Origin of the sequence: Leptospira paudalimensis, assembly GCF_026151345.1 — a bacterium.
GTDB lineage: Bacteria > Spirochaetota > Leptospiria > Leptospirales > Leptospiraceae > Leptospira_A > Leptospira_A paudalimensis.
Map to the genome: position 1 here is coordinate 84856 of NZ_JAMQPR010000001.1, position 26553 is coordinate 111408.

The following is a 26553-nucleotide window of genomic DNA, read 5'->3' on the forward strand; positions in this document are numbered from 1 at the left end:
AGGAAATTCTATGAACACTGTCTCCATCCAAACGATCGATTCTTATGTAGCATTTATTGAACTGAACAGACCCGAAGCAAAAAATGCAATTTCAGTACAATTTTTGGAAGAGTTACACCAAACCATCAAAGTAATGCAGAAGGAAAAATTTAGAGCCCTTGTCATTATGGGTGCAGGAGATGCGTTTTGTTCTGGTGCTGACTTAAAAGAACGAAAAAACATGTCTGAACCAGAGGTTAAAAAATTTCTTCGCAATATTAATGTTTGTTTTTCGGAATTGGCCAACTTATCCATCCCAACAATTGCAGCAATTAATGGATTTGCTTTTGGAGGTGGACTGGAATTGGCTTTATCATGTGATATTCGTTATGCGAGTGAATCTGCTATCATGGGTCTAACAGAAACAAAATTAGGAATCATTCCTGGTGCAGGTGGTACACAAAGATTATCAAGAATCGTGGGGGAATCAACGGCGATGGAGTGGATTTTTTCTGGAAAAAAATTGTCTAGCGCCGAGGCACTTAGCCGAGGATTGGTCTCTAAAGTTGTGAATCCAGTGGATTTGAAGGATTCTTCTCTTGCCTTAGCAAGGGAGATTGCGGAATCTGCACCTATAGCTGTTTCTGCATCCAAAAAGGCAATACGGCAAGGTTTTTCATTGTCCATGGAATCAGCCTTGCAGTGGGAACAATTATGTTATTCTGAAACGTTAACAACAAAAGATAGGTTAGAGGCCTTACAGGCATTCGCTGAAAAAAGAAAACCTATATTTAAGGGAGAATGAACTTTGATTTTAACTGGTAAAGAAATTTTAAAACGATTAGGTTCTGATATTAAAATTGAACCGTATGATGAAAAGCTGTTAAACCCAAACTCATATAATTTAAGACTTCATGAGGATTTGTTAGTTTATTCTGAATTTCCTTTGGATATGAAAAAACCAAATCCGGTAGAAACTTTAAAGATACCTGAAGAAGGATTGTTATTGGAACCAGGTAAACTCTATTTGGGAAGGACCATAGAGTTTACTGAAACACATAATTTAGTACCAATGTTAGAAGGTAGATCTTCCATTGGAAGGCTTGGAATGTTTGTTCATATCACAGCTGGGTTTGGTGACGTTGGTTTTAAAGGTTTTTGGACATTAGAAATCCAAGTTACTCATCCATTACGTGTTTACGCTGGAGTGCAAATTTGTCAGATTTTTTATCATACCGTTGAGGGGGAAATCAGCGAATACAAATCAGGGAAGTACCAAGCAAACCAAGGCATCCAACCTTCATTATTGTATAAAGACTTTGAAAAAAAGTAAAAACTTTAGGTGAGAATCTTTTACCTGCCAGCCATCTCGGTCGGCAGGATTTGTATCATTTCAATTATTTTTTAGTCTTAAAGGTACAATCCCATTTAGGGTCATCTAAGTTTAATCCACCAAGTTTCACCCAATTGTTGGTTTTTCCGATGAATGTGATGGAGCAGAGTGTTCCTTTTAGATCCAATCGGTTTCCACCGTCAAGTGAAGTGAATTTTCCACAGTATGTTTTTCCATCGCGTGGATTGTAAATACGGCCGTTTTTATAAACACCTTCACCAACATAATCAAAACCAGTGATGAAAACCATGCCTAAATTCGGACGTGTTCTCAACTTTGGATCTTCATTATTGTGATCTAAGTAAGGAGTGCCAGGGACACCTTTGTCTTTGTCTTTCTCTGGGTATGCGTTATCTTTGATACAAACTGTTTTTCCACAGTATTTATCACCACACTTGAAAATTTCGATGACCGAATCTTTCTCAGGTGGAAGGTATCTTCCCAATGCAACATCAGCATTTTGGGCAAATAATGTAGTACTAGATAGAAGTACAACTGCCCATACACTTAATACAATTCTTAAATTCATACAGATCCTTATTTTAAAAAATGGATTCGCTTATTTTGTCAGATTTTCGTATGTATGGCAAGCTGGTTTTTTAAAATTTTATACAATTGAATCTAAGAAAATGCAGAGTGTTCTTAAAACAAAGAGAGCCAAAATGTTGAGATTCATTTTAGCTCTTTTCTAATTTCTAAACTTTAAAACTAAAACTTAGAATCTATTTCTATGGAAAACTTAATTCTAACCTCAATTAATTGAGGCTAGTTGCTTTTTCTAATAATTTAGAAAGTTTGACCACGTTTTTATTAGTTGGATCGATTGACTGTGCCCTTGTGACATAGGTAAGAGCTCGGTCTACATTTCCTAATAATCGACTAACATCAGCAAGGTTTATTAGATTTTGGAAATTTTCAGGGTCATATTTTAATGCTTCTTGAGCTGCTTTTAGAGCACGTTCATAATTCCCTAATTTTTTCTCCGACATCGCAAGGTAATACCAATATTCGCCAGAACCTTCGTTCTCTTTTAAAAACTCAGTCAAAACTTTTGCAGCAATATCGTATTCCTTTCCTTTATAACTTACCAGTCCTAAAAATTTATTTAGTTTTTGGTTATAAGGATCAGCGAGGAATGCTTTTTTCATGACGGTGATGGCACGTTCAATTTCACCGTTTTGGTAAAGTGCCTTGCCTTCTTCGAAAGCTCCTGCAGTTGTAAGTGCTTCATCCCAATCATCACCTGGTGTATCGAAAAAATCATCAATTGGTTGGTTTGCGATTTCGTCTTTTGGTGGAGTATGATGGATTGGTGATTTTTCACTTTTAAATACAACACTTAACATAGAGATATCGTCTGTGATATCTCCTGCATTTTTCACGAGTCTTTCGACTTCATAAATATCACCATCCGCTTCTTCCACAAAACGTAATACCATGGTTTCATCTTCATTGATGGTTCTTACATCTTCGTCAGGAGTTAAATCAATGTCATCGCGACCATCGGAACCAAGGATGAGTTGGTCTCCTGGTAATAATTGGAAAGACTGTACTTCAAATGCATATTCAGAATCGAGTCCAAGTTTTCTAAGTTTTAATTCACTTTCAATGAAACTTGCTTTGCCATCTCGGTATAAAATACTGTAAGGGTGTTCCGCATTAAAATACCAAACCTTTCCCGTTTCGTCATCAATGAGCATCACGGTAGCAGAAATTACCATCGTTCCACTAAATGATTTGAAGACAGCATTCACTTCTTCGTAAACATCTGTTAGCCATTCTTCCGGTGTACGGTTTAAAATTCGTTTGTTACCAGCGGAACGTGCCATAATGGAATTCATCACAACACCCATAACAAGTGATCCACCAGCACCTTGCATGGATTTACCCATTGCATCCCCATTCATCACCATGGTAAAACGGCGGAAATCATCAGGTTTTCCTAATTTTAAGTTTCCTGTGATACAAATATCACCACCTAAGTCTCCCGTTTTGTTACGGAATTCAAAAGTTTTCTTTTGGTGCACAAAAAAATCACAACGAATGTTCTCCGATTTGTTAGCATTGAAGAACAATGGTTTTGCGAGAAGTGACGTTAGGAAGTAGTCACCATCTTGTTGAACTTTTAATCGATGGATCTCATCCATTTTTTCTTGGAGTTCTTTTGTTCTTTCTTTTACTTTTTCTTCCAAGTTTTCTGCATAATCTTGGAGTTCTCTTCTGGCGTCTCGAATGGAAGATACCATTCCGTTAAATGATTCGGCTAAATATCCAATTTCGTCATTAACTTTAATAGGCACTTCAACTTCTAAATTTCCTTGGTTTACCTTTTCTACCCCAGCAAGTAGAGCATAAAGTGGATTCACAAGGGCAGATCGAAAGAACAATGGAAAAATGACTAATAAAACGATCATTACGATTGCAAGGATCACGAGTTCTAATTTAGCCGATTTATGCATGTAATTTCTGTAATCGCGGTAGTTAAAACCTACTTCCAGATTGATTTTCTTTTTTGCATCGTAGGTCATATAAGCCACGTAATGCGAAAGTCCATCCAAATCTTTACGGTAGTGACGAGTTAAATCTGGCTTAAAATAACGGAAAAATTTTAACATTTCCACTTTTAAGTCACGGCCAGAAATTTCTTTTCCATCCCATTTACATTCATTTACGTGTTTGAGGATTGAGTCTCGGAATGTATCAACATTTTTGACTTTTTCGATGTATTTGACACCTTCTTCGCAGAAGTTATCTGGATCAATATCTACCAATTTATTGGTATTAATGAATGTACGTTTGTTTAACTTTTCAATGAGTTTAGAGACTTCGGTTTTGAGTTCATTGCCTTCTAGATCTGGATTATCACTTAAAAAATGAGTGATGGCATCTTTGTAACCAGCAAAGTAATAAGGTGTTTTTGATAATAAGGAAGTGAGGGAATTTCGATAATCGGAATCTCCTAAGGAAACAAGTTCATTGTAAAGTGCAGTATTGTATAAATCCGCTTGGACAAGAGGCAGGTCCAAGGTAACATTGGAAGGTAAGTACGCTTTTTTAAGATTTTGTCCATTGGAATCGTATTCAATCATAAAGACGATGTCCTTTGATCTTTCTCCACCTTCTGCTACACGTAAGGCTTTTTGAATGGCGGTATTATCAAAGGAAAGTTCCTTTTCTTGGTCCACCAAATACGAGAAAGCCTGCATGATGAGAAGGATTGTAACAAAGGAAATCCCCACAATTTTGGCCATAAACGTTGTACGTTCTGTACTGTTGTTGATGAATGTAATCGTGATGATAAAGAATGAGAATGTGAAAGTTAATACAATTGCTGTAAGATAAGTCGATCTTTCCATGGCCCCATCACGACTCATAACATTTGTTATGTTTGGAACTACTGCGGCGATCAAACCTGCAATCATAATAATTAGGAGGGTACTTCGTTTGTCTTTTTCTACATTTAACAATCTATAACATGGTAATCCGATGAAATTGAAAAAAGAATAACCAGCGATGAATAAACTTAAAATTCGGCTGGCACCTTCTGAATTAAAATCCCAATGGTGAGCAGTAAAATGGTATTTCCTTTCCCCTTGGGAAACACTTACTAGAAACCATAATACAACAACAACAGCAATTACGTATGAAATGACTTGGATAATGTTTGCGATTTTATAATCTCTATTATCGGGAAAACGAAAGAAGTATTGTCCAAAATGGATGATACCAAAAATGATAATTCCACCTGTTATCCAACGATGGTAAGAGGCAATCGGATGGTAATAAAAGGCTCCGAGTAAATACCCAAATTGAAAAAGAGCTAAAAACAAACATGCTAAGGCAAGGTGTTTGGTTGCGACAGTTTTGTCTTTGAGCGAGAAAAAGAATGTCGACAAGACCGCAAGGAGGACAGTGACAATTAAACTACCGAATGTATAATAATTTGTTAGTATGTGGTCAACGGATAATGTGCTTTCCATAGGGTCTTCTAGATGTTAATTTAATACGAAATCGTAACAGGAGGATATGTGAAATCAATTCATTTTCCACCGTCCCCGAGCAAATCAGAACTGTACTTTTTTGCTCGGAGGTAAGGGGAAATGTCTAACGGGTAACGATGAAACAATCAATTCCGTCGTATTTTAATTTTGATTTGAGGGATTCTGCCTTCGCACGGTCCGAAAAATCACCAACTTGAACGACATATTTGCCATCTCTCGGTGTGACAAAGACTGTTTGGTTGTATTCAGATTTAATTGTCTCTTGGTACTTAATCGCTCGTTCTTTTTCTTGGAAAACACCAACTTGTACTGTGAATCCTTTGCCAGTTACCAATGGTTTTGTAGCACCAGGTTTGACAGGAGTGAGTTTTTCTGGTTTTGTTGGCGCATCATCTAAAAGGTCAGAATCATCCAAGTCATCTGCCAATTCATCCTCACCTTTTTTTAATACCTTAATTCCAACCTTAGTCACACCTTTGTCTTTAAATTCTAAGATTTCTGCAGTTTTCTCAGAGACATCAACGATCCTTTCATCCACAAATGGACCTCTATCGTTAATTCGAACTACAGCTTCTTTTTGGTTCTCTAAGTTTTGGATTTTAACGACAGTTCCAATGGGTAATGTTCTATGTGCCCCAGTCATCTTCATTCTGTCAAAGGGTTCACCACTGGCAGTCGGTCTACCTTGGAATTTTTGTCCATACCAAGAAGAAAGACCAACCTCATCAAACTGAGTTGTCGGTTTTTTTGTAGGCAATTCAGCTTGTGGTGATGTGGTGCTAGGTTTGGACTTTGCATCTAAATCATCCATGATTGACCTTGCAACAGGGTCATTCGAACTAGCTGGTTTGGATTTTTGTGAACGTTCAAAAAATATATCTTCTGGATCACCGGAAGCACTATAATCCCGTCTCGTAGCATCTGCAGAACTGCAGGATACGAACCACAATAGAATGGTAATGAGTATGAGCCTTTGCATATTTTTCCCCTTTCTCTGGACTCTTGTGTGTACCTTTCGGTTTGTTTTTCCAATCTCCTGATAAAATTTCTATGGGGAGAATCGATTCTGAATCGATAATCGCTTTGTATGGCACAGGAAATCCAGACTCTATTCAATGAAGCGGTGCGTTTGGAGCGGAATGGTGAATGGGACCGTGCCGAAACACAATACAAAACTTTATTAGAAAAAGATCCAAATTACCATCTGGCCTTACAGAACTTAGGTGTTATTTACGCGAAACAAGGTAAACACGCAGATGCGATTCCTCTTTTTTCAAAAGCATACAAATTACATGCAAACGTTAAAAACAGTTACAATCTGGCTGTTTCTCTTTATAAACACAACGAAACAGAAAAAGCGATTAGTTTCTTAAAACAAACCTTATCCTTTGAAAAGAAGTTTATTTCAGCTCATTTATTACTCGCTCAAGCATACCAGAAATTGGGAAACGATGAGAAAACTGAAGTGTATTTGAACAATGTCATCAAAATTGAACCTAACCATAAATCAGCTTTAGGAGGGCTTGCGATGTTTTATTACGAAAGGAATCGTTTTCCAGAAAGTTTAAAAATGATTGAGCGTTATTTGATTTTATATCCGGGGAATGCTCAGCTAAAAATCATCCAATCCGAAATTTTGGCCAAACAAGGGAATTATAAAGCATCTGCAAATTTACTGACTACAATGGTAAAAGAAGATGTTGGGTTCACACATTTTAATGAAAGTTTACAGTCTGCTTGGCAAGAAGAAGACCAAATTGCAAAAGAAAGTTTGGAAAGAATCCAATCAAAAGCCAAAAAGAAATTAAAAGAATTTAAAACGAAATTAGAACTCTCCAAAGAAAATCCGGAAGAGTTTTCACCGCCAGATCCGCAAGAGGCCTTGGATTTAAGTTTGTTGTATCTTTTCAATGGAAACCCAGAAAAAGCGATGCAGTATTTAGTATTTGCGCAAAAGATGAAGGAAAACGCAAATTCAGACGGTACTTCCTAAATTGAAACCTTCCATTTATTTTTCTTTTGCCATTCTATTGATTTTTGGATTGGAAAATTGTCGTTATCCGATTGCCAAACAAGATGTCCTAGAATCCGATACCTTATTTTTAGAATCTTCGGATCCGAAAGCAAAAGAATGTAATGAAGAGGGAATCCGTTTCACAAAGACCATTCAATTAGATTCTGCCGCTGCTACTTGGGACAATTGTATACTATCAAATCCTAATGATGTATCTTTACACCTCAATCGATTACGGTTTTATTTTTTATTAGATGAATATGAAGTTCTAAAACAGAAGGTATCCAAAGAATCACCTTCTCGTAGTTCGGTTACTTACCAATCAATTTTAAAAGAGTTAGATCTTCGATTACGATTGGAAGAAAAAGTAATCCTTTTGGATGCACTATCGCGTGTCAAAGGTTGGGAGTTATTTGCTTATGAAGAACTTGCTAATTATTATCTACAAGTTGGAAATTTCCAATTTGCAGAAGGTTATTTTAACCAAATTTTAGAAGTTGTACCTTTTCATGAAAATGCTTTGTATGGAATGGCAGACATTCAAGTCCACAAAGGGAATTGGTATAGTTTACTAGATTATGCAAAATCATTAGAAGTCTCTGCTAAAAAAAACAAAGATTACCATTTTTACTTTTTAAAAGGGAATTATGAATTAGGGCGGTATGAGATTGCACTAAAGTGGGCTGAATCAGCTTCTACTAATGAAAAATCTGATATCAATTTTTTGGAACTTTGGAGAGATACACTTCTAGTTTTAAAAGACAATCCAAAATGGGATTCCTTGTTACCTTATTATCGTAAAGCCAAGGAAAAAGGATATTCAGTCCCAGAATCAGTTTTTTTCCCAACCTTATCGAAAGAAGGGAAAGATGTTCGAAAAGCAATTCGTTCTGGAAGAAGTTAAACTAAAAACAATTTTCTATTCATAATCATTGATTTGAAAGAAAAGAATCAATTCATGATTTAGGATTGGATTTATTCATTTTCTTGGCATAAATTCCAAATTTTTTCTGCTTGCCTCAACTTAAGTACGTTATGCGTTCGAATGAATGGAATTTTATTTTTTAACAAATGGAGTTCACATGCGAGGGTTGCAAATTCTCTGTCTTCAACAGGTAAATTTCCCAATACATTTCCTAAAAAAGACTTTCTTGAAACACTTACCATTAGCTGAGGGAATTCTAATTTTAGGATTTCTAAGTCTTGCAAAACTCGAAAGGAAACCATTGGGTCATCACTCAGGAAAAATCCCATCCCAGGATCAAAAAAAATTGCAGATTCCTCGATTCCTAGTGAACTTAATTCATTCCTTCTATCCCTGAAGAAATTTTGTATTTTTTTGATTACTTTTTCAGGGGATAATGTAGATTTAATTTTCGCAATATTTTTGTTATGCGAATGCATGATGATAAATTTTAAATCTGGGTATTTTTGGCTGTATGATTTTAAAAATTCGTGATCACCTTCGTAAGTAAATCCGGTGATATCATTGAGGCAACGAACACCTGCTTCAATGGCTTTTTTTTGGACTTCCGGACGAAAACTATCCAAACTGATTCGAACACCTTTGGGAACAAAGTAACGTATCACTGGTTCCACACGGTTCCATTCTTCCTCTTCTGTGACCAAACTTGCAGCTACATTTGAGGACTGACCTGAAACATCCAACCAATCGGCACCTTCTTGTAAGAGTTGTGTGCCTTTTTTGATTGCCTCATCTGGATTTAAATACTTCCCTCCATCACTAAATGAGTCAGTTGTTATGTTTAGGATTCCGAAGATTTCAGCCATGATTGTGAAGATTCCTTAAGAACCTCTCACTTAAAGCCATATTTTTCCCTTGGCAGAAAATTCCGATCAGCCGATACATAGGAGAGACGGCAGATGAAAAAATTCCTTGTTTCCTTACTGATTTCGGTGTATCCAATCCTCGGCCAACCACTTCCGAAAGTGAAGGACGTAAGGTTTTACCCACCTCTCAATACCCAAAATGTGGAATACAATCCAATTGTATCACCAACTGGCAGGTATTTGGTCTTCCAATCCAACAGACCTGGTGGAGAAGGAGGAATGGACCTTTGGATTTCTGAAAACTTAAGTTTTCCTGACCGAATGAAATTGCCTGTCTGGTCAGCTCCTAAAAATTTCAGAGAACTGAATACTACCAATTTTGAAGGAATGTTTTCGATTCTTTTTGATGAAGAGGAAAAACCTTACGAACTATATTTCACTTCAGTTCGTGACAAAACACAAAAAGATGTCAAAAAAAACCGAGAAGGTTATGACGGATTAAATATTTATTATACAAAGATCAATCAAAGAACAGGTCTATGGTCCGTACCCACTCATGTGAATGAGATTAATTCAAATTTTGAAGATAAAATGCCAGCCGTTTCGCCTGATGGTTGTTCGGTTGTGTTTTCCTCTAATCGGCCAGGCGGACTTGGTGGATTTGATTTATGGATTTCAAAACGAGAACCAATTACAAAAGACACAGAAAAAAATCCTGATAAACCAAAAATCAAATGTAGGGATGGTATTTGGCAAAAACCTATTTCACTTGGTCCTGTGATCAACACAAGCGAAGACGAAATCAGTCCCAACTTTCATTGGGATGGGCTTAGATTGTATTTTAGTTCCAACCGTGGGGATAAAAATAGAAAGTTCAGTTTTTACTATAGCGAATTTAACGAAGCCAATGGGCAATTTGAAACTCCTAAATTATTAGGTAATCCATTTAATACCAACCAACCACTGTCAGGCGAATCGACAGGCTTTCCTTTTGATACACCTTCCGATTATTCTACCTATAGCCTTTGGGAAGAAAGTGACAATGAAGGAATATCGGTGACGTATGACGATCTTTGGTTTTACTTTGCCTCCAATCGGCCTGGTGGAGAAGGTCAATTTGATATTTATCGTACAATGGTTCCAGAGGATTTGAGAAGGACCTATGACTTCGTATTCCGAGGTCTAGTCTTAGATGGATCGGAAGCCATTATGATTGGTTTAGATTCAACTTTAAAAATTTATGATGATACAAAACCAATCCAAGTCATCACATCAAAACGAATCGGTGGGGATCTTTCTTTAGAAGATGCAGAAAACTTTCGTACGACAATTAAAACAGGAAAACTTTACCGAGTGGAAGTTTCTTCACCTGGATTCCATCCGACAGAGATATTGCTCGATCTCCGCGGTAATGTGGGAAAAGACAAAGAACAATATTCTCAAATCATTTTGCAACCAATTCGGCCTGTTAAAGACAATCGACCTGACAAAACCATACAAGGGATCCGATTTGTAGTAAAAGATAAAAAAACAGATTTAGTCATACCAAATGCAATTTGTTTTTACTTTGATGATTTGACTCGTAAAGGAAAATCTTTATCGGCTACAGATGGTCACTTCGATTTAGATCATACACCTACGATGGACTTTGAGATTTTAGCGCGAGCAAAAGGGTTTAAAGAAGAAACCTTTTTGTTTTCGAAAGATAAAATCCAAGAGATGTCAGGTAAAGAGACAGTTCTGTACCTTCGAAATTTGAAAGACTTTGATGATTTATACAACACAATTATTTATTTCCCGTTCAACGAACGAACATTGAGCGATGAGGATAAGAAAAAATTGGATCTTTTAGCGGACTTCCTCATCCAACATAAAAATGAAAAAGTTGAAATCGGTGGGCATACCGACAATATAGGGAATAAGGAATACAACATCAATCTAAGTGAGGATAGAGCTCTCTCTGTTTACCAGTATTTGCGTTTGAAAGGTGTACCAAAAGAACGAATGAAAGTGCAAGCTTATCATTATTCACAACCAATTTCGGACAATGAAACAGAAGAAGGAAGATCTCGCAATAGACGTGTGAATTTTAAGAAGATAGACTAACATGATCAATCGAGTCAAAATCCATTTCGACCAAGAACGCGAGTATGTTCCTTTAGAAGCCGTCCGTGTTTTGCCTGAATTTTTCAAACAGATGATGGCTGGAAATGGATTATTTCTCAAAGGTTATGATTCCCCGGTGAAAGTGAAATTTAAAGGGGAACGTCCAGATGGAGCACATATCTGGGAATTGGAAACAATGCCAGAAATGATTGAGACCATTTTTACAATCCAAGCGACTCCAAGTTTTCATGTAGAAATCGATTACGAAATCCAAAATCAAAAAGATAATCTTTTGCTTGGAAAGGCAATTGACCGTCGACAAACCTATACGACTCGCCAAGATTCTCGGAATGAAAAAGTAAGAGGGAATGTTGTTGCTTCTAATTTTTTAATTGCAAAAACAAATATCGATTTTTCTAAATTAACCGGCGTTAGTTCTCAAGTCATTTTATCTGACATACAAAAAACTGTTCTTAAGAACTATCCTCAGTCGAAAGTAGTCTTTATTTCATCCTCAACACATAGTGATGAAATTGATCTCATGAAGGAACATAAAAAACCAATTTTTGTTCTGGATACAGAAACATTTGAATCATACAATTCGGATGAGGTATTTGACCCTAAAAAGACTTTTGAAGATGAGTTTTTACTCGATGATAAGGTAAATGAATATAAGAAGAAAAAAATAGGATCTTATATTTATTATCCGTTATTCATTCAAATGAAAGAAATGCATTTTTTTGCATACCTCTCATTAGAAACTGAAAGAACAAGAATCCCTAGCGAAGTTTTGGATTTGTTTAAAGAGGTTGAACGTACGTTTCAAGAAAGAATTATGGATTCAAATACCCATATTCTTGATATCAAACAAAACGTTTTGAACGTTTCTCGAGGTGGAGTTGCCTTGGAAATCAGTGATATGGAAATAGTAAAAGCACTGAAAGTGAAACCTTCGTTTACCTTAGACATCAATTTTAAATTACAAGCACCAATTCGGATGGCAGTGGAATTGCGCCATTTAGAAGAAGTGAACGATTTTTACCGTTTAGGCGGTAGGATCACTGGTGTGAGCGGAGACAAAAAAGCCAAAGAGATTTACCATAGTCTCATTGATTTTTTTAATTAAACTTCGTGGTTCAATAGGAGCCAAACATTGAAAGAACAGAAATTAACTACAGAAAATTATAAGGGAACTCGGGATTTTTATCCTGAGGATATGCGCCTTCGGAATTATCTTTTTTCCGTCATGAAAGACGTCGTAAGGTCTTATGGATATGAAGAGTATGACGGCCCTATGGTCGAATCCTTAGATTTATACCGAGCAAAAACTGGTGAAGAAATTGTAGGAAAACAAATTTATAACTTTATCGATAAGGGTGATCGAGAAGTTGCCATAAGACCAGAAATGACTCCTACGGTTGCAAGAATGGTAGCAAAAAAATTACGAGAGTTACCAAGGCCAATTCGTTGGTTTTCCATTCCTAATTTATGGCGTTATGAACAACCAGGCCATGGACGACTCAGGGAACATTGGCAATTAAACGTTGATATGTTTGGTGTTGCAACGAGTCGTGCAGAGTTAGAAATATTATCCCTTGCCTGTGACATCCTCTTTGCATTTGGTGCTCCTCGAAATAGTTTTAAAGTTACCATTTCTCATAGATCATTACTCGATGAATTTTTGTTAGATGGATTAAAAGTAAGTCCAGACCAAGCACATGAAGTTTCCAAAATTTTGGACAAAAAAAACAAAATCACGCAAGACGAATACATCACTCTTGTTTCCAAAACCATTCCGAATGATAGCTCTGCTGTTTCAAAAATTGATTTGTTTTTAAATTCAACTGTGGAGACACTCAATCAAATCCCTGGAATTAAAGAAGAAACTCTGAGTGCAATCAAAGGATTGTTTCAAGAGATTAAGATGATTGGTTTAGAAGACATTGTCCATTTTGATCCTTCTGTAGTAAGAGGGTTTGATTATTATACAGGATTCATTTTCGAAATCTTCGATTCATCACCACAAAACAAACGTTCCTTGTATGGTGGTGGAAGGTATGATAATCTCATTGGGTTATTTTCAAATGAAGAGTTAACAGGGATTGGTTTTGGGCTGGGGGATGTAACGTTACAGAACTTTTTAACAGTTCATAAACTATTGCCTAGTTTTAAAAATGATGCAACTGTATACATTCCGCTGTTAGATGATTCCTCGTTTGCAGAAAATCATAATTTTGCTAAACAATTACGAAAAGAAAAGATCAATGTCGAAGTTTCCTTAGTTTCTCAAAAAATGGGAAAACAACTTTCTTATGCTGAAAAAAAAGGATACAGATGGATTTTGCTCCGTGGTGAGGACGAAATCAAGGCTGGAACCGTAACATTAAAAGACATGGCAACTAGAGACCAATTTACGTTTAGTTTCTCGGAAGCACTTCAAAAGATAAAAGAAGAGCTTTTGAAATGAATTGGATTAGCAGTGTAGATTTAAAGTTATCCACTTGGATACAAAAACACTTACATCATAAAAACCTTAGTTGGGTTTTATCTCGAATCAATCGAGGAGAGATGTTTGCATTGGTTTTACTGCCACTTATGTTTTTAAGTGAACTATACAAACCTGTTTATCTTAGTCTGCCATTTGTTTTGGTTTTTACGTATATGACTGATCGATTGGTTTTGGTATTAAAGAAGTATTTCGCCAGAAAACGTCCACTGGTGAGTGTTATGGGAAAAGTGGATTCAAATCCAGATATGAAACATTCGTTTCCGTCTGCTCATAGTGCTAATTCAATTGTTGTTGCAACAATACTTGTTTTTGCGTTTCGAGAAACACCCTATTTCTTTTTATTTAGTTTGTTTGCTGGAGTGGGACGTTTGATCACCTTACACCACTTTGTTAGTGATATTATTGGAGGATGGGTCATAGGTTTTGTGATTGGACTTATTGCAGTAACAGTCCATTTCTTTTTATGGCCATATTTGGTAACTTTATGAAATACATCGGATACTTTTTATCATTCATTGTAGTTTATTCATTTTATTTCCCTTTTAAGATTTTGCCTTACCAATGGTGCCTTTCTTATGGGATATTTTTAACGAACTTAATTTATCAATTTGATAAAAAACATAGAAAGGTAGCAGCTGAAAACATTCGTTTCGCTTTCCCTGAATACACAGAAGATCAGATTTTAAATCTGGTCAAAGCTCATTATCGTCATTTGGGAATTTTACTTGCCCATACTCTTTGGGCTCCTCGCATGACGCGCGCTTGGTTAGACAAATACCTTGTAGTAGATGAATCCAGTTTAAAAATTGAAGAAGATACCAAAAAAGAGGGTGTAGGTGTAATTCTTATTTCCGGACATTTTGGTACTTGGGAAATTTTAGTTCAATTTTTGGGAATCCGTATGAAGGGTGGTGGAATTTACAAAAAAGTAAGAAATCCATTTGTAGATACCTTACTGAAACGGATGCGATCAAAAAATGGAGTTGTTTTAGTTCCTGTTGAGGAATCCACACAAGTCATCAAACTACTCAAACAAGGGTATTGGATTGGATTTGGTGCAGACCAAAACGCTGGTAAAGCAGGCATATTTGTTCCTTTCATGAATCGACAAGCCTCTACGTTTGTAGGTCCAGCTCTCATGGCATACCTCACTGGTGCCAAAATGTTATATTATTCTGTGTTAGCTGGTGATAATGGTAAGGTAATTGTAAGAGTAAAAGACCTTGGATTTGTTGATAAAAAGTTATATCCTAAAAAGGATGATGTAATTCGCCATTATACAGAACTTTGGACAAAAACTTTAGAGGAAGAAGTAAAGTTATTCCCTGAGCAGTACTTTTGGGTACATCGTAGATGGAGAACCCAACCTCAAGAGATCGATTCGAACTCAACTTCAAACTAGGTTATTTGATTTAAATTTTCTGGAACTGTAAACTTGGATTCATTCGATCCAAATTTAGATCTCGATAAAAGACGATTTTTGAAGGAAAAAGAACAGAAAAAGGCCAGAAATATTTCTGGCCTTTATCATTAGATTACTCTCCTAAAAGAGCAAGTGTAGGTTTGTGTCGGATAGAACCATTTTCAGCAATCATACATGCATTGATGATTTCATCTTCTAAGTTGATATTAAATTGTTTTTCTTTGTTCACAAACAGTTTGAGAAAGTTCACAATGTTCTTAGCATACATTTTACTTGCATCCATTGGTTGTGTACTTTGGAGATTTGAATTCCCAATGATTGTGATCCCTTTGTAAACAATGGTTTTATCATTTTCCGTTAATTCACAGTTTCCACCGTTTACTGCTGCAAGATCCACAATGACAGAACCTTGTCTCATTTTATCAACCATCTCTTTTGTAATCAGAAGAGGTGCACGTTTTCCAGGAATGAGCGCCGTAGTAATGATGATATCTGCTTTTTCGGCAAACTTTGCAATTGCTTCTTTTTGGCGTCTTTGGTAGTCTTCCGATTGTTCTACCGCATAACCACCAGTATTGGATGCATCTGCTGCACCTTCCACTTCAACAAACTTCGCACCAAGTGACATACACTGTTCTTTAACTTCTGGTCGAGTATCAAAAACATCAACAACAGCACCTAAACGACGTGAGGTTGCAATCGCTTGCAAACCTGCAACTCCTGCTCCAAGGATTAATACACGTGCAGGTGTAATTGTACCAGCAGCAGTTGTTAACATTGGAAAAAATCGACTGTAGTTAGACGCAGCAAGTAAAACCGCTTTGTAACCAGAAACCGTTGCTTGGCTACTGAGAACATCCATAGATTGTGCTCGTGTAATCCTTGGGATCGTATCCATCGAAAAGATTTTGAATGAAGCCGCTGCAATTTCTTTCACTTTTTTAGGGAAAGCCAATGGTGATAATGTAGCGATGTACATTTTATCTTTTCCAATCTTTTTAGCACTCGCTTCATCTAATGCATGAATGGAAACTACGATATCGGAGCCAGATAAAATAGAATCTCTCGATTCCACTGTTGCACCAACATCTTTGTAGTCTTGGTCTGAGAAAAATGCGCTGTCTCCAGCTGTAGTTTCAATCGAAACACTGAAGCCTAACTTTTTCAATGGATCAATCACATCTGGTGTGATTGCAACTCGGTTTTCGTACGATGGTTCTTTGATTACGCCTATTTTCATTTTATACTCTTTTGCTAAAATATTCGATGGTTTTTTTTACACCTTCCACAAGTGGAACGGTGGTAGTATAATTCAGTTTTTCTTTCGCCAAACTTAGGTTTGGTTTTCTTCTTGTTGGATCATCTTGAGGGAGTGGAAGGTAAATTATTTTTGATTTACTTCCAGTTTCTTTGATCACTAGTTCTGCTAGTTCTTTGACAGTAAATTCACCGTCGTTACCTAGATTCACAGGACCCACAAAATTTTCAACGTTCATCATATCGATGATACCTTTTACGAGATCATCCACAAAACAAAAAGACCGAGTTTGGCTTCCATCACCATAAATCGTGATGTCTTCACCGCGTAACGCTTGTACGATAAAATTACTAACAACACGTCCATCATCGGGTATCATTCTCGGGCCATACGTATTAAAAATGCGAATGACTCGGATTTCAACCCCATGTTGTCTGTGGTAATCAAAACATAAAGTTTCTGCCACACGTTTCCCTTCATCGTAACAACTACGAATTCCGATGGTATTCACATTTCCCCAATACGATTCCGTTTGAGGGTGCTCGAGCGGATTACCATAAACTTCCGAAGTACTTGCTTGTAGGATCCTTGCTTTGACACGTTTGGCAAGGCCCAACATATTCATCATACCTAAAACGTTTGTTTTTACGGTTTTGATGGGGTTACTTTGGTAATGGACAGGTGATGCAGGACAAGCCATATTATAAATTTGATCCACTTCTAATTTGATTGGATCAGTGATGTCGTGACGGATGAGTTCAAAATTAGGATTGGAAAGTAGGTGAGTGAGATTTTCTTTTCTACCAGTGTGAAAATTGTCTAAAACGATGATTTTGTTTCCAGCATTGAGCAGTCTTTCAGCTAAATGAGACCCGATGAACCCAGCTCCCCCCGTTATGAGAATTCTTTTTGCCATTGAGATTCTATATTTGTGAAGTCGGTGTCCTACGCAAATGAAAATTTGCGATAAGGACTAACCTTGGTTGTCTTTCGATGGAGGGTCTAAGAAGAAATTTGGAGGTAAAACGATCCCACTTTCCGGATCAACCCCTCTTTTTTCCAACCAGAGTTTGGCTTCTGGTGAGAGTTCCCCAGGGAAACGTTCAAATTGTTCCACAGGATCTGGAGAATGGTGGACTTCATCATGAGAAAGAGATGTTCGGAGAGACATAAAAATGATCCCAATGCTTAATAATGACCAAAGTGTTGCGATCAAATATCCCAAAATCAAAACGACTGTTGGGATTTCTTCATTTTGTAAATCTTCAGGTCCAAGTCCAGCCATCCAAAAGGCAAGGATTCCAGCATCGGTTTCAGCAAGTCGTTCCGCAAAATCAGATAAATCATATAAAGAATACAAAGAAATGCTGGTACCTAAAAAAACGAGGGATAGGATTGATGTCGTTTCGCCTAACATCCCTAGAACTAAAATTCCAACTCCCCAGAAAATACCTGTAAAATAAGCTAGATCACCTAATTTTGAATATAACACACTGACAGAAATCAGAAACAAACCAAATAAAATCATTGTTTGGCGAGCATGTCGGCCTTGGAATCCCAATCGTAATAAAAATGCTCCAACAATGGAAGAGCCTATGTACCCTGCGGATACGACTAAGATAAAAGAACCTCGAAAGGATGCTGGAACTGCAATGGTCTCTCCACCTTCATTACCGTGTAGAGCGATTCCTTTCACAACACCACCGCTAAAAAGAGCAGCCGTCGCATGGCAGATTTCGTGAATCAAAACCACAAACTCTTTTAAGTACGAAGTGAATTGGTGGTCCCAAAACGCGACTAAACTAAGGATAAGCGATAAAAAAATGACAAACTTAACGGGTTTTTCTGCCATCATCGGTTTAAGTATCGGCTAGTTGGGGCTAAAAGAAAGACCAATAAATGTAATATCGTCTGATTGTTCCCGATTTCCTCTGAATTGTGTCATTCTTTGGTCGAGCAAACTGGGAAGTTCCTTGACCGTTTTGTCTGCATTATAATGCAAAAAATCAATGAGAGTGTCTTCACCAAAAATTTCATCCCGTTCACTGAAGGCTTCTGTAATCCCATCTGAATACAAAAATAGTTTGGTTCCGGGTAAAAGTTTTAATTCTTGAACATGGTAATCTGTTTCTAAAATTCCTAACACACGTTGGGTTTTAGAATGTAATTTGATTTGGCCATCAGCACGCATTTCAATTAAGGAAAGATGACCTGCATTTACATATTTAAATACATTCTCAGTGGAGTCGAATATTCCACCAAGTAAGGTCATAAATTCATTCCCTTTGTATCTCGCACGAAAAAAGGAATTAATCTCTCGGAATAAACCTTCCAGCGAAGTACCATTTCTAAGTTGTTCTCTAACAATACCTTTAATAGCACTCACTAAAAATCCAGTTCCAAGTCCATGACCAGCAACATCACCTAACAAAACAATCATTTTGGTGTTAGAAATAGGAATGATGTCTAAATAATCTCCAGAAATACCAACAGCGGGTTTTGATATATAACCGTAATCAATCCCTTTTACTTCACTAGGTAAAATCAATCGTAATGTGTTGTCTACAATGGAAGCTGTTTGGATATCTCTTACAATTTTACGTTTTTGAATTTCATCTTCGAGTAAACTATAGTTCTCAAGTAACATTCCCGAAATTTTCACAACTTCATTAATGAATTTTAATTCTCCAATGGAAAAATATTTTTTATCTAATTTTTCACCGATCAAAATCATAGCTTGGATATTTTTTCTGTTTGAAGAAGAATCATAAGCTGGAAATGCCAATTGAACATGTAATCCTTTTAGAAAATTATAAAGTGTTTCTCTAAGTCCAATTCCATATTCTAAATGTGAGGTGACAGTGACACGATCAGTACTTTTGAAATAATTCCAAATCTCTGATTGCGGAGAAATTCTCATAAAATCAATATTTCTGAGATCAGTATTTGCGAATTGATCACCTGGGATTAGGATGATTAAATTAGAAACATTTACCGTTTCCTTAACAGTTTTGTTGATCGTGAGAATGGTTTTCCTCATTGATAATGGAGAAGATAATAACGCAGTGATTTTGTTGATACCGGCACTGAGTATTGGATTTTTCTCAAAAAACCAATAATCAAAAAGTTCCTTCACTTTCAGTTTCAGGGGAATTAAATACGCAGTTACCAAAAATAAAAATATAAAATTGAAAACCCATCTGTCTCTTAAGTAACGTATCGGTAAAAGATAATCTAAAACAAAAATTGAACCGACATAGGTTCCTAAAATAATAGCAACTAAAATTAAAGTAATAATACTCGGTGTAAAGATTACAAACGATGGAACAAAAGTATAACGGTATGTCCCATAGAAAAAACTGAGTATAAATAATAAGTACGTAAATATAAATAAAGATCGGTGAACATAAAACCAAGGAAAACCATCAAAAAACAAAATACTCGTAGGTAAGGCCACATAGATGACAATAGAAAATACCAAAACCAAACGTTTCAGAAGTGCTTCTTCTTGAGGTTTTGATCGTATTAACTCAACGACATTTGCAATGATATTAATCGATCCAAACAAAACTGTAATTGCATGCGCAACAATTCCGATTCGTTCAATCAGAATTAAGTCATACTTTTCTTGTGATGCAATCATTGCCATAATGAAAGATATCAAAACTTGAGGTAATAACCATTTTGAATTAATTTCCTTTCCTCGAAGGCGATAGATCAAATGGTATTGCAAAAAACTTCCTAAATATAATGTTAAAATGAATAAAAAAATGGAATTTTTGAAAGCGAGTACAAAAACATTAGATAAAATGATTATTCCAAAATTAAAGAAAAATCCAAATATTAATGCATCTCTTGTTGAATAGTAAAAATATACAGCAATTGCTAGGCTAAAAAACGCTAAAAATAAATCAGAAAAAAATACGCCCAAAACATCTGTTTTGCGAATATTCTTTAATTTAAATTCTTCTTCGTAAATTTCTCCATTTGAGTTTTTAAGTTTTAACTTATAGGAATCTATACTAGAAAAATCACTAATGGATTCAAACTTTTCCAAATCAGAAGTTACAATTGAATTTCCCCAATGGGTTTTATTTTCTTCACCAATATTAACAATTAAACCTGAAGGGTAATAATAAAAGGGAAGTTTTTTGGAGCTATTTTGAATTCCAATAAACGAAAAAAATAGGATTAGGAAAAATAGTAAAGAAGAGAGGATTGTGATTGCCAGTTCTCTCATTGGACTTCCAACTCTTTAAAATTAAACTTTAATACAGGTTCTCCGCGTTGTTGTATAATGATGGGACCTTTGTCCATGCTAATCATGTTTTTCCAACCCATACTCGCCACAACTTCTTCAGAATTTCGAATAATCTTAAATTGTTTTCCTTCTTGGATAATATAAAGTTCAGAATAACCAATTTTACCAATGATCATTTCGTAATTTTCTTTCCAATCTAACTTTTGAAAGGTGGACTGGATTAGTGTTTTAATATCAGAAAAACCCTTCAATAATTTTAATCTGGATTGTGAGTATACAACTCCTAAAATATAAGAAAGAATAATACCAATGTGTTGGTAGGATTTTCCTGCATTTAATATGACAAAAAACCAACTCCCATCTTCTACTTGGAAAAATTCGATTAAGTTTCGATTGGTTCGTTTGAACGGTGTAATTTCCCAACCAAGAATATTTGGAATTGTCCCTGTTTCTAATAAATTTTGTACACGTACAGCATACTCAGCTTCTTTTTGGTATTTTTTATTTTCAGAGATGTGATAAGAGAGGATATGATTATGGATTGTGAGTGCAGATTGACCAGCTAATAACGACAAACTGTGGCTTGCGTCCGAATTGGGAATATTAGATACTGCAATGAATCCAAATAATTTTTCTCGAAAGATAAAGGGATAAATATAATTGGCATGTAGTTCCATGAAGTCATTGTTAATGTTTTCATTTGAGAATGTATTGGCGACCGATGCCCCATTACGATTCGCTAATAAAAACGATTGAAAACTCGCTTTTACTAAAATGTCTTTTGTGGGGCTTAATTTTTTTTGCCTTCCGCGAAAATACGAGTGAAAGGCAAAAGTTCCATTTTGGGTCAAAACCGCCATCGTACCCGATTGACTGCCTGTAATTTTCACCATATCGGGAAAAACATTTTTGATCAATGCATCGAAATTAAATCGTTTGATAGCTTGGCGATATGACTCTGCGTCTTCTGTCAAATATTCAGACAAAAACTTTGTTCGCATATACCTTGCTAATCGTTCAATTAAAGGCAGATATAAAATGAGAGCAAAAGCGCTTGTCAATAGCAGTGCTAATTCTAATCGATAAGACATGGATTCAGGTATTTGTACTAAAATAATAAAATACGAAACATAAACTAATAAAATGAAAACAGTACGAGTGAATAAGTTTGTAACCGAAAGTTTTAATTGGTAACTTGACGGTAAAAAAAATTTCAATGAATTTTTTAACTTAGCTAAACTCATGTTGTGTAATAGGCATTTTCTTGGATGTATCCTTCAGTAAAGTCGCAACTCCAAAAAGTTTTTTGAAAGTTACCTGTATTGAGATCAACCGTAATGAAAATTTCTTCATTCGATTTTAAATACTCGGCTAACTTTGATTTGGTCTCATTGTTTGCACCTTTTACGGAAATCCCACCCAATTGGATTTCTAAGTGATCATATGGAATTGGTTCGTCAAAAACTTTACCAATTGCCATGATGAAACGTCCCCAGTTTGGATCCCCACCATATATGGCAGTTTTGACGAGAGGTGAGTTTAAAATTGATTTTCCAATTTTTGTTACTTGGAGATCATCTCTTCCATTTTTAACAGTCAGTTCTATTAATTTACTCGCACCTTCACCATCTCTAGCAATTTTTTTGGAAAGTTCTGTTGCTATGTCTTTTAACATAGATTCAAAATCCTGATCTGGGATGTTTCCTAGTTTACCAGAACACATCAATACAACGGTATCACTTGTGGATGTATCAGAATCAATTGTGATACAATTGTAAGTTTGGTCCACAACACGTTTTAAAATTCCATTTAAATCTTTTGATTCAGGTAAAAAATCACAAAGGATGTAGGATAACATCGTCGCCATGTTTGGTTCGATCATACCGGCACCTTTTGCAATTCCGTACATCACACCCTCATTTCCGTTATGCGAATATGTTCGGTAGGATATTTTTTTCTTGGTATCTGTTGTCATTATTGCTTCAGCTACTTCATCTAAATTTCCAGGTTTTAAGTTTTCTTTGGCAGTTGTGCAAGCGGTTAAGATTTTTTCGATGGGTAGAGGAACACCAATCACTCCCGTGGAAGATGGTAAAATATCTTCTTTGGTTATCCCTAATGATTTGGCTAAGGTTTCACAAATTTGATACGAATCCTTTATCCCTTTCTCTCCAGTTGCGACATTGGAATTTTTGGAATTGATGACAATGGCTTGTAAGTAACCATCTTTGATATGATCACGGCCAACATAAATGGGAGCTCCAGGAAAATTATTCCTTGTGAATACCGCTGCCGCATGGCAACGAACTTCAGAATAAATCACAGCAAAATCTAAACTTGTATCTTTGATTCCAATATTTTTGCCAAAGGAGTAAAATCCCAAAGGATACTTCATAATTACCTACCGGATACCAATATTCTATCCGGGGACTTCTCTTACGAGAATCTATTTTTTAGGAAAAACAAAGGAGAAAATGGAGCCACCTTTCGGATTGGGAGAAACAGAAACCTCACCAGAATGTAACCTTGCAATGTGTTTTACAATGGAAAGCCCAAGCCCAGTCCCACCCTCTTTTCTCGATCGGTTGGTATCTACTCTGAAAAAACGTTCAAAGATCCTTTCTGCATCTTCAGAAGAAATGCCAATGCCTTGGTCGATGACTTGGATCAAATTTTGTTCCTCTGTGGTGGATGCTTTGACAATGACACTGGAACCTTCTGGACTATAAGCAGAAGCGTTTGATATCAAATTTACGAGTAAATCTTCCAATAACAATCGATCCGCTCGAACCTTTAGGTCAAATGGAATGTCGAGAACCAGGTTTTGTTTTTTCTGAGAATAAATCACACCAAGAGATTCTGAAACATTTTTGACCAATTCTAAAATGGAAACATCAGTCAGATTTAAAACTGTTTTGTGGTTTTCTAATCTTGAAACCGTTAACATATCTTCTACAATGCGTATGAGCCGATCTGTGTTACGAAGAATGGCATCCAAAAATTTTCGTTCATTTGAATCAGGTGGTAGTTTTAGTTTATATTCTAAAGTCTCCGCATAACCTTTAATAGATGTAATTGGGGTTTTTAATTCATGGGATGCGTTTTGGAAGAATTGTTCTCTTATCAACTGGTTTTGTCTGTCTTCTGTTATATCAGAAATCACTCCAATATATAATTGAACCATCGCATCTGATTTAATTGGATAAATTCTTGCTGTATAAAAATGAATTCCATCCTGGAATTCTGTTTTTCCTTCTTTTCCAGATTTGATTTTGTCGGTGATAAAACTGAGTAGTTCTTTGTTTTTAATTGAAGGTACAAATTCTTTGAATTGTGAATTTTTTTCAATTAAGGTTTCGGCAATATTTCGATTCAAAAATAGAAATTTATGATTTCTATCAATTGCAAAAACACCCTCTTTTAAATTTTGAAGTAGGTAATTAAATTTTTCCTTTTCAACGGTAAGATCTAAAAATTGAACTTTAAGTCGCCTTGCCATTTCATTGATAGATGATGCAAGAGTTGCCAATTCACGAATGTCAGGTGATGACAATTCAACACCAAAATCACCCGCATTGATTTCTTTTGTTTTTTTCTCAACCGTTGCAAGAGGATCTGTGATTCGCATTGCAATGTTTGTTGAAATATAAAATGTCCCAAATATGGCAATGAGTACAAAACCAAAAAGAATAAGTGGTCTTACGGCTGGAACAACTAAATCATAAATATAAAATACACCCAATGCTAGGGTCAAAAGTACAAGTAAGAGACCCCAATTGAGAAGGAGAAGTGTTGAAAAAAAACTACGCATCTCGGAATCGATAACCGACTCCGCGGATCGTTTCGAGTCGTTCTTTTTCGGAGAGTAATTTATCTCTTAGTCGTTTGATATTCACATCTACAGTACGGTCAGTGACAAAAACGTCTTTGCCCCAAATTCGATCCAAAAGTTTGTCTCTGGAAAAGGCAACTCCTGGATTTCCAGCAAACAGCTGTAATAACTTAAACTCAATTAATGTTAGGTCAATCTCAGTTCCTTCAACAAAAACTTTGTGAGCAGTTGGATTGATTTGGATTTTTCCAGTGGTTATGGTTCCCTGTACTTCTTGGTTTGGATCTGTTGTCCTTCTTGTAACAGTTCGTACTCGTGCAACAAGTTCCCTGATATTAAAAGGTTTACGGATATAATCATCTGCACCTAACTCAAGTCCGAGTACCACATCGGTTTCGCCTGTTTTGGCAGTGACCATTAGGATCGGGATTTGTGGGTACTTTTCTTTGATCCTTTTGCATAGATCCATACCACCAATACCAGGTAACATTAAATCTAAGATAATGCCATCAGGGAGATTTTTTTCTAAACGTGGGAGGACTTCCATTCCATTATGGCAGACTTCTGTTTGGAAACCTTCTTCTTCCAAATGAAATTGGATAAGACCGGCAATGTCTTCTTCGTCATCTACAATCAATATTTTCATGAATTGCCTTTAAAATAACAGGGATTCATTACAAAAAGAATACAAAATGATGACAAAAAATCGATTCCTGATCATTTGCCAAGCATTTGATTGATGTCTCGGATTGCTTTTCGTTGGCGGAGTAGGATCAACCCTAAAAATCCAGTGAACAAAAAGAAAGCCAGTACGTACACCCAGAGTAATGATTTAAGTCGTGCTTGTTCTTTTTCGATCGCTTGGATTTCTTCTAAATGCGAAATGAGAAAGTAAAAATGATCTGCCTTCGGGTAGGATTTTTTCACTTCCAACCGTAGCTCGGAGACTAGAACCTTTGCCTCTTCTTTGGAAAGAGATTCCACTAATCGGATCGACTTGTCTAGGTCCATATTCAAAAATTCTTCTGCCGATGGGAGTGGTTCTGCAGACAATGCGGATACGAATAAAAATAAGAAGGAAATTAAAAGACCTTTCACAAACGTTTAAACCTCTTCAAATCCAAGTTTCTCTTTCCATGCATTCAGAAAAGGAATTCTTGTGTTGAGGAGTAAAAAGCCAAGCACTAAGGAATAAAAACAAAAAAACAAACTTGAGCTGATGAGGAGAGGGAGTAAATAAATGGAACTTTCATCTTGTTGGATGGAAAAAAGCATCGTTCCAAAGGGAATGAGTAATAATAAAAAGGAAACAAAGAGAGAAGAGAATAAAAACTTAAGAGGCAAAATTTGGCTTAACACTCTGACCCTAATGATGGACTGAACTTCCATGTGTTTTAGAAATGGATCTGGCTCAGAGAAAATTTCGTCAGGAAAAATAATCTTTTTATCCTTCGATTTCATGAGACCACCATTTCCTTAAAAGTTCCTTACCCCGCGAGATATGGCTTTTAATTGTATTCAGTTTGATATTGAGATCGTTAGCAATTTCCTTTAAAGGTTTGTTTTCAAAATAATGCAAATGGATCGGCAGTTGGTATGATTTTGGGAGTTTTGCAATGAGGGAATGTAATGTATGATGAGTTTCTTCTTTGTCCAAAATTTCGGCAACAGAAGGTTTTGATTTGTCTGCAAGACTCGAAACTTCTTCTGTCCAATCTGTGATGAGATGAGATTTCTTTTTATTAACTTTTGTTAAGCGAAATTTCGCAATTTGAAATAACCATGTAGAAAATTGAGCTTCTCCACGGAATTGGCTTAAGGATTCATAGGCTTTGAGAAAAACTTCTTGGGTAAAATCTTCTGCTTCTTCTTCCGATAAAAAAGCTTTGCGTGCTTGGGAAAATACCATCCCTTGGTAACGTTTCATCAGTACTTCAAATTGAGAAACATCTCCACGTAAAACGAGCTGGATGGAATTCCAGTCTT

The 26553-nt window shown here is 36.2% G+C and carries 24 protein-coding genes; 9 read left to right on the forward strand and 15 right to left on the reverse strand.

Annotation, left to right across the window (positions count from 1 at the left end; genetic code table 11):
* The first annotated feature begins 10 nt into the window (after positions 1-10).
* Positions 11-784 (forward strand): enoyl-CoA hydratase-related protein, encoded by a 774-nt coding sequence (locus ND855_RS00470; RefSeq protein WP_265356709.1) that lies wholly within the window; start codon positions 11-13, stop codon positions 782-784.
* 3 nt (positions 785-787) lie between these two features.
* Positions 788-1312: a dCTP deaminase gene (gene dcd, locus ND855_RS00475; protein ID WP_265356710.1), complete on the forward strand. Its 525-nt coding sequence runs from the start codon at positions 788-790 to the stop codon at positions 1310-1312.
* Between the two features lie 64 nt (positions 1313-1376).
* Here the strand turns inward: dcd and ND855_RS00480 are convergent, their stop codons facing one another.
* From ND855_RS00480 to mpl36, 3 genes are all read right to left on the reverse strand, one after another.
* Complete coding sequence (locus tag ND855_RS00480) at positions 1377-1901, reverse strand: DUF2147 domain-containing protein (RefSeq protein WP_100725780.1); 525 nt, start codon at positions 1899-1901, stop codon at positions 1377-1379.
* A 226-nt stretch (positions 1902-2127) separates the two neighbouring features.
* The gene (locus ND855_RS00485; protein ID WP_265356711.1) at positions 2128-5352 is read right to left on the reverse strand and encodes a SpoIIE family protein phosphatase; all 3225 of its coding nucleotides are present in this window, start codon (positions 5350-5352) and stop codon (positions 2128-2130) included.
* Positions 5353-5476: 124 nt separating this feature from the next.
* The gene (gene mpl36 / locus ND855_RS00490; protein WP_265356712.1) at positions 5477-6352 is read right to left on the reverse strand and encodes an RlpA family plasminogen-binding lipoprotein MPL36; all 876 of its coding nucleotides are present in this window, start codon (positions 6350-6352) and stop codon (positions 5477-5479) included.
* Between the two features lie 108 nt (positions 6353-6460).
* On the opposite strand from mpl36, the gene ND855_RS00495 reads away from it, so the two are divergent.
* Both ND855_RS00495 and ND855_RS00500 read left to right on the forward strand, forming a co-directional pair.
* Positions 6461-7366, forward strand: coding sequence for a tetratricopeptide repeat protein (locus ND855_RS00495; RefSeq protein WP_265356713.1), 906 nt, complete (start codon positions 6461-6463; stop codon positions 7364-7366).
* A 1-nt stretch (position 7367) separates the two neighbouring features.
* Positions 7368-8291 carry a tetratricopeptide repeat protein gene (locus ND855_RS00500; RefSeq protein WP_265356714.1) on the forward strand — a complete coding sequence of 308 codons (924 nt, stop codon included), beginning with the start codon at positions 7368-7370 and terminating at the stop codon, positions 8289-8291.
* 71 nt (positions 8292-8362) lie between these two features.
* Here ND855_RS00500 and folP read toward each other — a convergent pair whose 3' ends face one another.
* Positions 8363-9178: a dihydropteroate synthase gene (gene folP / locus ND855_RS00505; RefSeq protein WP_265356715.1), complete on the reverse strand. Its 816-nt coding sequence runs from the start codon at positions 9176-9178 to the stop codon at positions 8363-8365.
* Positions 9179-9271: 93 nt separating this feature from the next.
* Here folP and ND855_RS00510 point away from each other — a divergent pair, with 93 nt between their 5' ends.
* Genes ND855_RS00510 through ND855_RS00530 form a run of 5 tightly spaced genes read left to right on the forward strand, consistent with a single transcriptional unit; the run spans position 9272 to position 15195 of the window.
* Positions 9272-11284 carry an OmpA family protein gene (locus tag ND855_RS00510; protein WP_265356716.1) on the forward strand — a complete coding sequence of 671 codons (2013 nt, stop codon included), beginning with the start codon at positions 9272-9274 and terminating at the stop codon, positions 11282-11284.
* Position 11285: 1 nt separating this feature from the next.
* The gene (locus tag ND855_RS00515; protein WP_100725787.1) at positions 11286-12410 is read left to right on the forward strand and encodes a DUF1577 domain-containing protein; all 1125 of its coding nucleotides are present in this window, start codon (positions 11286-11288) and stop codon (positions 12408-12410) included.
* Between the two features lie 27 nt (positions 12411-12437).
* The gene (hisS, locus tag ND855_RS00520) at positions 12438-13751 is read left to right on the forward strand and encodes a histidine--tRNA ligase (protein ID WP_265356717.1); all 1314 of its coding nucleotides are present in this window, start codon (positions 12438-12440) and stop codon (positions 13749-13751) included.
* The gene (locus ND855_RS00525) at positions 13748-14281 is read left to right on the forward strand and encodes a phosphatase PAP2 family protein (protein WP_265356718.1); all 534 of its coding nucleotides are present in this window, start codon (positions 13748-13750) and stop codon (positions 14279-14281) included. Before hisS ends, ND855_RS00525 begins: the two co-directional genes overlap by 4 nt.
* Positions 14278-15195 (forward strand): lysophospholipid acyltransferase family protein, encoded by a 918-nt coding sequence (locus ND855_RS00530; protein ID WP_265356719.1) that lies wholly within the window; start codon positions 14278-14280, stop codon positions 15193-15195. Before ND855_RS00525 ends, ND855_RS00530 begins: the two co-directional genes overlap by 4 nt.
* A gap of 133 nt (positions 15196-15328) precedes the next feature.
* On the opposite strand, the gene ND855_RS00535 is transcribed toward ND855_RS00530, so the two are convergent.
* The 11 genes from ND855_RS00535 to ND855_RS00585 all read right to left on the reverse strand — a co-directional run bounded on the left by ND855_RS00535 (position 15329) and on the right by ND855_RS00585 (position 26494).
* A complete protein-coding gene (locus ND855_RS00535; RefSeq protein WP_265356720.1) occupies positions 15329-16456 on the reverse strand; it encodes a Re/Si-specific NAD(P)(+) transhydrogenase subunit alpha in 1128 nt (375 codons plus the stop codon).
* A gap of 1 nt (position 16457) precedes the next feature.
* Entirely contained in the window at positions 16458-17390 is a 933-nt protein-coding gene (locus tag ND855_RS00540; protein WP_108960553.1) for a UDP-glucuronic acid decarboxylase family protein, read from the reverse strand.
* 57 nt (positions 17391-17447) lie between these two features.
* The gene (locus ND855_RS00545) at positions 17448-18326 is read right to left on the reverse strand and encodes a M50 family metallopeptidase (protein WP_291874707.1); all 879 of its coding nucleotides are present in this window, start codon (positions 18324-18326) and stop codon (positions 17448-17450) included.
* 18 nt (positions 18327-18344) lie between these two features.
* Positions 18345-20714, reverse strand: a complete 2370-nt coding sequence (locus tag ND855_RS00550; protein WP_265356721.1) for a PP2C family protein-serine/threonine phosphatase — start codon at positions 20712-20714, stop codon at positions 18345-18347.
* Positions 20711-21979: a hypothetical protein gene (locus ND855_RS00555; protein ID WP_265356722.1), complete on the reverse strand. Its 1269-nt coding sequence runs from the start codon at positions 21977-21979 to the stop codon at positions 20711-20713. Before ND855_RS00555 ends, ND855_RS00550 begins: the two co-directional genes overlap by 4 nt.
* Complete coding sequence (gene argJ / locus ND855_RS00560) at positions 21976-23130, reverse strand: bifunctional glutamate N-acetyltransferase/amino-acid acetyltransferase ArgJ (RefSeq protein WP_265356723.1); 1155 nt, start codon at positions 23128-23130, stop codon at positions 21976-21978. The genes ND855_RS00555 and argJ overlap by 4 nt, the downstream gene beginning before the upstream one ends.
* A 51-nt stretch (positions 23131-23181) precedes the next feature.
* Entirely contained in the window at positions 23182-24546 is a 1365-nt protein-coding gene (locus ND855_RS00565) for a HAMP domain-containing sensor histidine kinase (RefSeq protein WP_265356724.1), read from the reverse strand.
* A complete protein-coding gene (locus tag ND855_RS00570) occupies positions 24539-25213 on the reverse strand; it encodes a response regulator (protein ID WP_015676633.1) in 675 nt (224 codons plus the stop codon). The genes ND855_RS00565 and ND855_RS00570 overlap by 8 nt, the downstream gene beginning before the upstream one ends.
* 71 nt (positions 25214-25284) lie before the next feature.
* Positions 25285-25665: a hypothetical protein gene (locus ND855_RS00575; protein ID WP_265356725.1), complete on the reverse strand. Its 381-nt coding sequence runs from the start codon at positions 25663-25665 to the stop codon at positions 25285-25287.
* Positions 25666-25671: 6 nt separating this feature from the next.
* Positions 25672-26028 carry a hypothetical protein gene (locus ND855_RS00580; RefSeq protein ID WP_265356726.1) on the reverse strand — a complete coding sequence of 119 codons (357 nt, stop codon included), beginning with the start codon at positions 26026-26028 and terminating at the stop codon, positions 25672-25674.
* Positions 26012-26494, reverse strand: a complete 483-nt coding sequence (locus tag ND855_RS00585) for an RNA polymerase sigma factor (RefSeq protein ID WP_407658685.1) — start codon at positions 26492-26494, stop codon at positions 26012-26014. The genes ND855_RS00580 and ND855_RS00585 overlap by 17 nt, the downstream gene beginning before the upstream one ends.
* Positions 26495-26553: the final 59 nt, after the last annotated feature.